Origin of the sequence: Mycobacterium sp. 1245801.1 (assembly GCF_001673055.1) — a bacterium.
Taxonomy (GTDB): domain Bacteria; phylum Actinomycetota; class Actinomycetes; order Mycobacteriales; family Mycobacteriaceae; genus Mycobacterium; species Mycobacterium europaeum_A.
Map to the genome: position 1 here is coordinate 1 of NZ_LZKY01000359.1, position 5,588 is coordinate 5,588.

Here is a 5,588-nt window from a genome sequence, read left to right on the forward strand (position 1 = left end):
AGCGGCGCGGTCGGTGGGGCGTGACACCATCGTGGGGTGACCGAGATTTCGCCGTTGCACCTGGTCCTGGGAGACGAGGAACTGCTGGTCGAGCGGGCGGTGTCCGACGTGCTGCGGTCGGCGCGCAAACGAGCCGGCACCGACGACGTGCCGGTCAACCGGATGCGGGCGGGCGACGTCAGCACCTATGAGCTCGCCGAGCTGCTGAGTCCGTCGCTGTTCGCCGACGAGCGCATCGTCGTGCTGGAGGCCGCCGGCGAAGCGGGCAAAGACGCTGCCGCGGTGATCGTTTCGGCCGCGAGCGACATGCCGACCGGCGTGGTGCTGGTCGTGGTGCACTCGGGCGGCGGGCGCGCCAAGGCGCTGGCCACCGAGCTGCAATCCCTTGGCGCCGTGGTGCATTCGTGCGCGCGGATCACCAAACTGAGCGAGCGCGTCGATTTTGTCCGCAAGGAGTTTCGCGGCCTGCGGGTCAAGGCCGACGACCAGACGGTGACCGCACTGCTGGATTCGGTCGGTTCCGACCTGCGGGAGTTGGCCTCGGCCTGCTCCCAGTTGGTCGCCGACACCGGCGGGGTGGTCGACGCCGACGCGGTCCGCCGCTATCACAGCGGCAAGGCCGAGGTGAAGGGCTTCGACATCGCGGATAAGGCGGTGACCGGTGACATCGAAGGGGCCGCCGAGGCGTTGCGGTGGGCGATGATGCGCGGTGAGCCGCTGGTGGTGCTGGCGGACGCGCTGGCCGAGGCGATCCACACGATCGGCCGGGTCGGCCCACTGTCGGGGGACCCCTACCGGCTGGCGTCTCAGCTCGGGATGCCGCCCTGGCGGGTGCAGAAGGCGCAGAAGCAGGCGCGGCGTTGGTCGCGTGACTCTGTGGCGACCGCGATGAAGGTGGTGGCCACGCTCAACGCGAACGTTAAGGGAGCGGTGGTGGACGCCGACTACGCCCTGGAATCCGCGGTCAGGCAGGTCGCCGAGCTAGCCGCCCAGCGCGGCCAGTAGAGGGGGCGCGTCGGCTGAGTAAAAGCCTTAGATCTTGTTGAGGACCTGCGCCAGGGCCGACTTCTTGTTCGCCGCCTGGTTCTTGTGGATCACGCCCTTGCTGGCGGCCTTGTCCAGCTTGCGGTTGGTCGACACCAGCAACTCGGCGGCCTTCTCCTTGTCGCCGGCGTGGGCCGCCTCGCGGAACGCGCGGACAGCGGTACGCAGCGACGACTTCACCGACTTGTTGCGCAGGCGAGCGCGCTCGTTCGTCTTGTTGCGCTTCTGCTGCGACTTGATGTTGGCCACGCGGGAGTTCCTTCTTCGATTAGACGTATTGTGGGGCGCCGGATATCACCACAGCGATTGCCCAGGTTATCAGTGAGTTACGTTTTCTCCCAAAACGGGAACACGTGGGCTGCCAGAACGTCGACTTGAGGCAGCATCTGAACAGTGAGTCTTACCAACCAGCTTGACCACACCAAGCGGGGTTTTCGCGCTGCGCGCTCTGAGCGCATCTTCGACGGATACAACGCGGCCTCCGACGCCTACGACATGGCGTTCGACGAGATGTTCGATGCCCAGGGCAACGTGCGCGGCCCGTATAAGGGCATCTACGCCGAGCTCGCGCCGTCGGATGCCTCGGAGCTCAAAGCCCGCGCCGAAGCGCTGTCCCGCGCCTTCCTTGACCAGGGCATTACCTTCTCGTTATCGGGCCAGGAGCGGCCGTTTCCGCTGGATCTGGTGCCGCGGGTCATCTCGGCCGCCGAGTGGACGCGCCTGGAGCGCGGCATCACCCAGCGCGTCAAGGCGCTCGAGCTGTACCTCGACGACATCTACGGTGACCAGGAAATATTGAACGACGGGGTGATCCCGCGCCGGCTGATCACGTCGTGCGAGCACTTCCACCGCCAGGCGATGGGCATCGTCCCGCCCAACGGCGTGCGGATCCACGTCGCCGGCATCGACCTGATCCGCGACGACAAGGGCACCTGGCGGGTCCTCGAGGACAACCTGCGGTCGCCGTCGGGTGTGTCCTATGTCATGGAGAACCGGCGCACCATGGCGCGCGTGTTCCCCAACCTGTTCGCCAGCCACCGGGTGCGCGCGGTCGATGACTACGCCTCGCACCTGCTGCGGGCGCTGCGCAACTCCGCGGCCACCAACGAGGCCGACCCGACGGTGGTGGTGCTGACCCCGGGCGTCTACAACTCGGCCTATTTCGAGCATTCGCTGCTGGCCCGCCAGATGGGGGTCGAGCTGGTCGAGGGGCGCGACCTGTTCTGCCGCGACAACCAGGTGTACATGCGCACCACCGAGGGGGAGCGCCAGGTCGACGTCATCTATCGGCGCATCGACGACGCCTTCCTGGATCCGCTGCAGTTCCGCGCCGATTCGGTGCTGGGGGTGGCGGGGCTGGTCAACGCCGCCCGTGCGGGCAACGTGTCCATCTCCAGCGCGATCGGCAACGGCGTCGGCGACGACAAACTCGTCTACACCTATGTGCCCATGATGATCGAGTACTACCTCGGGGAGAAGCCGCTGCTGGCCAACGTGGAGACGCTGCGCTGCTGGCTCGACGACGAGCGCGAAGAGGTGCTGGACCGCATCGACGAGCTGGTGCTCAAGCCGGTGGAGGGGTCGGGCGGCTACGGCATCGTGTTCGGGCCGGAGGCCTCGGAGAAAGAGTTGGCGGCCGTCGCCAAGAAGGTGCGCGACGATCCGCGGAGCTGGATCGCGCAGCCGATGATGGAGCTGTCGACGGTGCCGACCCAGGTCGGCAACACCCTGGCGCCGCGCTACGTCGACCTGCGGCCGTTCGCGGTCAACGACGGCAACGACGTGTGGGTGCTGCCCGGCGGGCTGAGCCGGGTGGCGCTGGTCGAGGGGTCGCGGGTGGTCAACTCCAGTCAGGGTGGCGGCTCCAAGGACACGTGGGTGCTGGCGTCGCGGGCGTCGGCCGGCGATCACGAGCTCGAGGCGGCGGAGGTGGTGCGCTCGTTGCCCATCTCGATGCCGGACCCGATGCTCGACGACGCCCCGCGGGTGACGTCTCAGCAGGCGCAGCCCACCGAACTGCCCCAGCGCGAGCAGCTCGAGCAACAACAACAGCAAAGGGCGGTGCACGATGTTGGCACGTAACGCCGAGTCGCTCTACTGGATCGGCCGGTACGTCGAACGCGCCGACGACACCGCGCGCATCCTGGACGTGGCGCTGCACCAGTTGCTCGAGGATTCCAGCGTCGACCCCGACCATGCGTCGCGGCTGCTGCTGCGGGTGCTCGGGATCGACCCGCCGAAGCACGACCTGGACGTGTGGTTGCTGACCGATCTGGTGGCCTACAGCACCAACACCCAGGGCGGCTGCTCGATCGTCGATGCCATCACCTCGGCGCGCGAGAACGCCAAGTCGGCGCGCGAGGTGACCTCCAGCGAGATCTGGGAATGCCTCAACACCACCTACCACGCCCTGCCCGAACGTGAGCGGGCCGCCAAACGCCTTGGGCCGCACGACTTTCTGTCGTTCATCGAGCGGCGGGCGGCGATGTTCGCCGGCCTGGCCGACTCGACGCTGTCCCGCGACGACGGCTACCGGTTCATGGTGCTGGGCCGGGCCATCGAACGGGTCGACATGACGGTGCGGCTGTTGTTGTCGCGGGTCGGCGACAGCGCCTCGTCCCCGGCGTGGGTGACGCTGTTGCGTTCGGCGGGCGCGCACGACACCTATCTGCGCACCTATCGCGGTGTGCTGGACGCCGGGCGGGTGGTCGAATTCATGTTGTTGGACAGGCTGTTTCCGCGTTCGGTGTTCTATTCGCTGCGGCTGGCCGAACACAATCTCGACGAGCTGGTCCACAACCGGCAGAGCCGGATCGGGGCCACCGCCGAGGCGCAGCGACTGCTCGGGCAGGCCCGCAGCGAATTGGAATTCGTGCAGCCCGGCGTGCTGCTGGAGTCGTTGGAGAGCCGCCTGGCGGGGCTGCAGCGCACCTGCCACGACGTCGGAGAGGCGTTGGCGCTGCAGTACTTCCACGTCACGCCCTGGGTGGCCTGGTCGGACGCGGGCCAGCGCGCCCGGCTGGTCAGCAGGAAAGGGGACAGCTGATGTGGCGACTGCGGGTGGTGCACACCACCGGGTACGCCTACCAATCCCCGGTGACCGCCTCCTACAACGAGGCCCGGTTGACCCCGCGGTCGAACAGCCGGCAAAACGTCATCCTCAACCGTGTCGAAACCATCCCGGCGACCCGGTCCTACCGCTACATCGATTACTGGGGCACCGCGGTCACCGCGTTCGACCTGCACGCCCCGCACACCGATCTCACGGTGATGTCGACGTCGGTCGTGGAAACCGAGCGGGCCGAGCCACTCTCGGCGGAGGCGGGCTGGAGCGACCTGCAGTCCGAGGCCGTGATCGATCGCTACGACGACCTGCTTCGCCCCACCCAGCACGCCCCGGCCAGCAAGCGGGTGGCGTCGGTCGGTAAGAAGATCAGCAAGACCCACAAGCCGGCCGAAGCCGTTGTAGCCGCGGCCAATTGGGTGCGCGAAGAACTGGAATACCTGCCGGGCACCACCAGCGTGCACTCGTCCGGCCTGGACGCGCTCAAAGCGGGCAAGGGCGTGTGCCAGGACTTCGTGCATTTGTCGCTGATGTTGTTGCGCAGCATGGGGATTCCGGCGCACTACGTCTCGGGCTACCTGCACCCCAGGCGCGACGCCGTCGTCGGCGACACCGTCGACGGCCGAAGCCACGCCTGGATTGAGGCGTGGACGGGTGCCTGGTGGAGCTATGACCCCACCAACGACACCGAGATCACCGAGCAGTACGTCGGCGTGGGCGTGGGCCGCGACTACGCCGACGTCTCCCCGCTGAAGGGCATCTACTCCGGGGAGGGCGCCACCGACCTCGACGTGATCGTCGAGGTGACCCGGCTGGCCTAGCCCGGGGCGGGGTTCGTCGCCGCAGGGATACCGTTGCAGGAATGAACGATCCGGCCGAAGGCGCGCCGCGCCGCGATAAGAGCCGGCCCGGCTCGCCCCTGGCGGCGCTGGCCCTGCTCTGCATCGCGCTGCTCGTCGGCGGCATCGCCATCGGCGTCGCGGTGGGCGGCGTCATGCCGTTGCCCTACGGCCCGGCGGGCGCCGTCACCGCCTACGTTCGCGCCCAGCCGACCGCCGTGCGCATCATCGCCGTTGCGACGTTCGCGTCCTCGGTGCCGCTGGCGATCTACGGGGCAAGCGCCGGCGCCCGGCTGAGCCGACTCGGGGCCGGATCCGGCGCGGTCACGTTGAGTGGCGGCGTCTTGGCCGCCGGTGCGCTCGGCCTGGCGGGGTTGCTGGGTTGGGCGTTGTCGATACCGGATGTCGCCGCGAACGCGGCGGTGGTCCGGGCGCTCTACTTGTTGGTCTTTCTCACCGGCGGCCCGGGGCACATCGTGGCGCTGGGCCTGCTGGTCGGCGGGATCGCGGTGCCCGGCCTCACCCGCGCGTTGATGCCCGGACCGGTCGCGCGGCTCGGTCTGGCCACGGCCATCCTCGCCGAATTGGCGACGGCGGTGCTGATCTGGCCGGCGCTGGGCGTCATCCTGCCGATCGCCCGG

The 5,588-nt window shown here is 68.5% G+C and carries 6 protein-coding genes; 5 read left to right on the forward strand and 1 reads right to left on the reverse strand.

What is annotated here, in order from left to right; all coding sequences use genetic code 11:
• Positions 1–36 precede the first annotated feature (36 nt).
• Positions 37–1,005 (forward strand): DNA polymerase III subunit delta, encoded by a 969-nt coding sequence (holA, locus tag A5622_RS22680; protein ID WP_066862704.1) that lies wholly within the window; start codon positions 37–39, stop codon positions 1,003–1,005.
• 27 nt (positions 1,006–1,032) lie between these two features.
• Here the strand turns inward: holA and rpsT are convergent, their stop codons facing one another.
• Positions 1,033–1,293: a 30S ribosomal protein S20 gene (gene rpsT / locus A5622_RS22685; protein ID WP_066862701.1), complete on the reverse strand. Its 261-nt coding sequence runs from the start codon at positions 1,291–1,293 to the stop codon at positions 1,033–1,035.
• Between the two features lie 144 nt (positions 1,294–1,437).
• Between rpsT and A5622_RS22690 the strand changes: the two genes are divergently transcribed.
• The 4 genes from A5622_RS22690 to A5622_RS22705 all read left to right on the forward strand — a co-directional run.
• Positions 1,438–3,126 carry a circularly permuted type 2 ATP-grasp protein gene (locus A5622_RS22690; protein WP_066881387.1) on the forward strand — a complete coding sequence of 563 codons (1,689 nt, stop codon included), beginning with the start codon at positions 1,438–1,440 and terminating at the stop codon, positions 3,124–3,126.
• Positions 3,113–4,090: an alpha-E domain-containing protein gene (locus A5622_RS22695; RefSeq protein WP_066881389.1), complete on the forward strand. Its 978-nt coding sequence runs from the start codon at positions 3,113–3,115 to the stop codon at positions 4,088–4,090. The genes A5622_RS22690 and A5622_RS22695 overlap by 14 nt, the downstream gene beginning before the upstream one ends.
• A complete protein-coding gene (locus A5622_RS22700; protein WP_066881391.1) occupies positions 4,090–4,929 on the forward strand; it encodes a transglutaminase family protein in 840 nt (279 codons plus the stop codon). Before A5622_RS22695 ends, A5622_RS22700 begins: the two co-directional genes overlap by 1 nt.
• Positions 4,930–4,970: 41 nt before the next feature.
• Positions 4,971–5,588 (forward strand): hypothetical protein (locus A5622_RS22705; protein ID WP_156753057.1); only part of this gene is annotated, 618 nt, incomplete at its 3' end.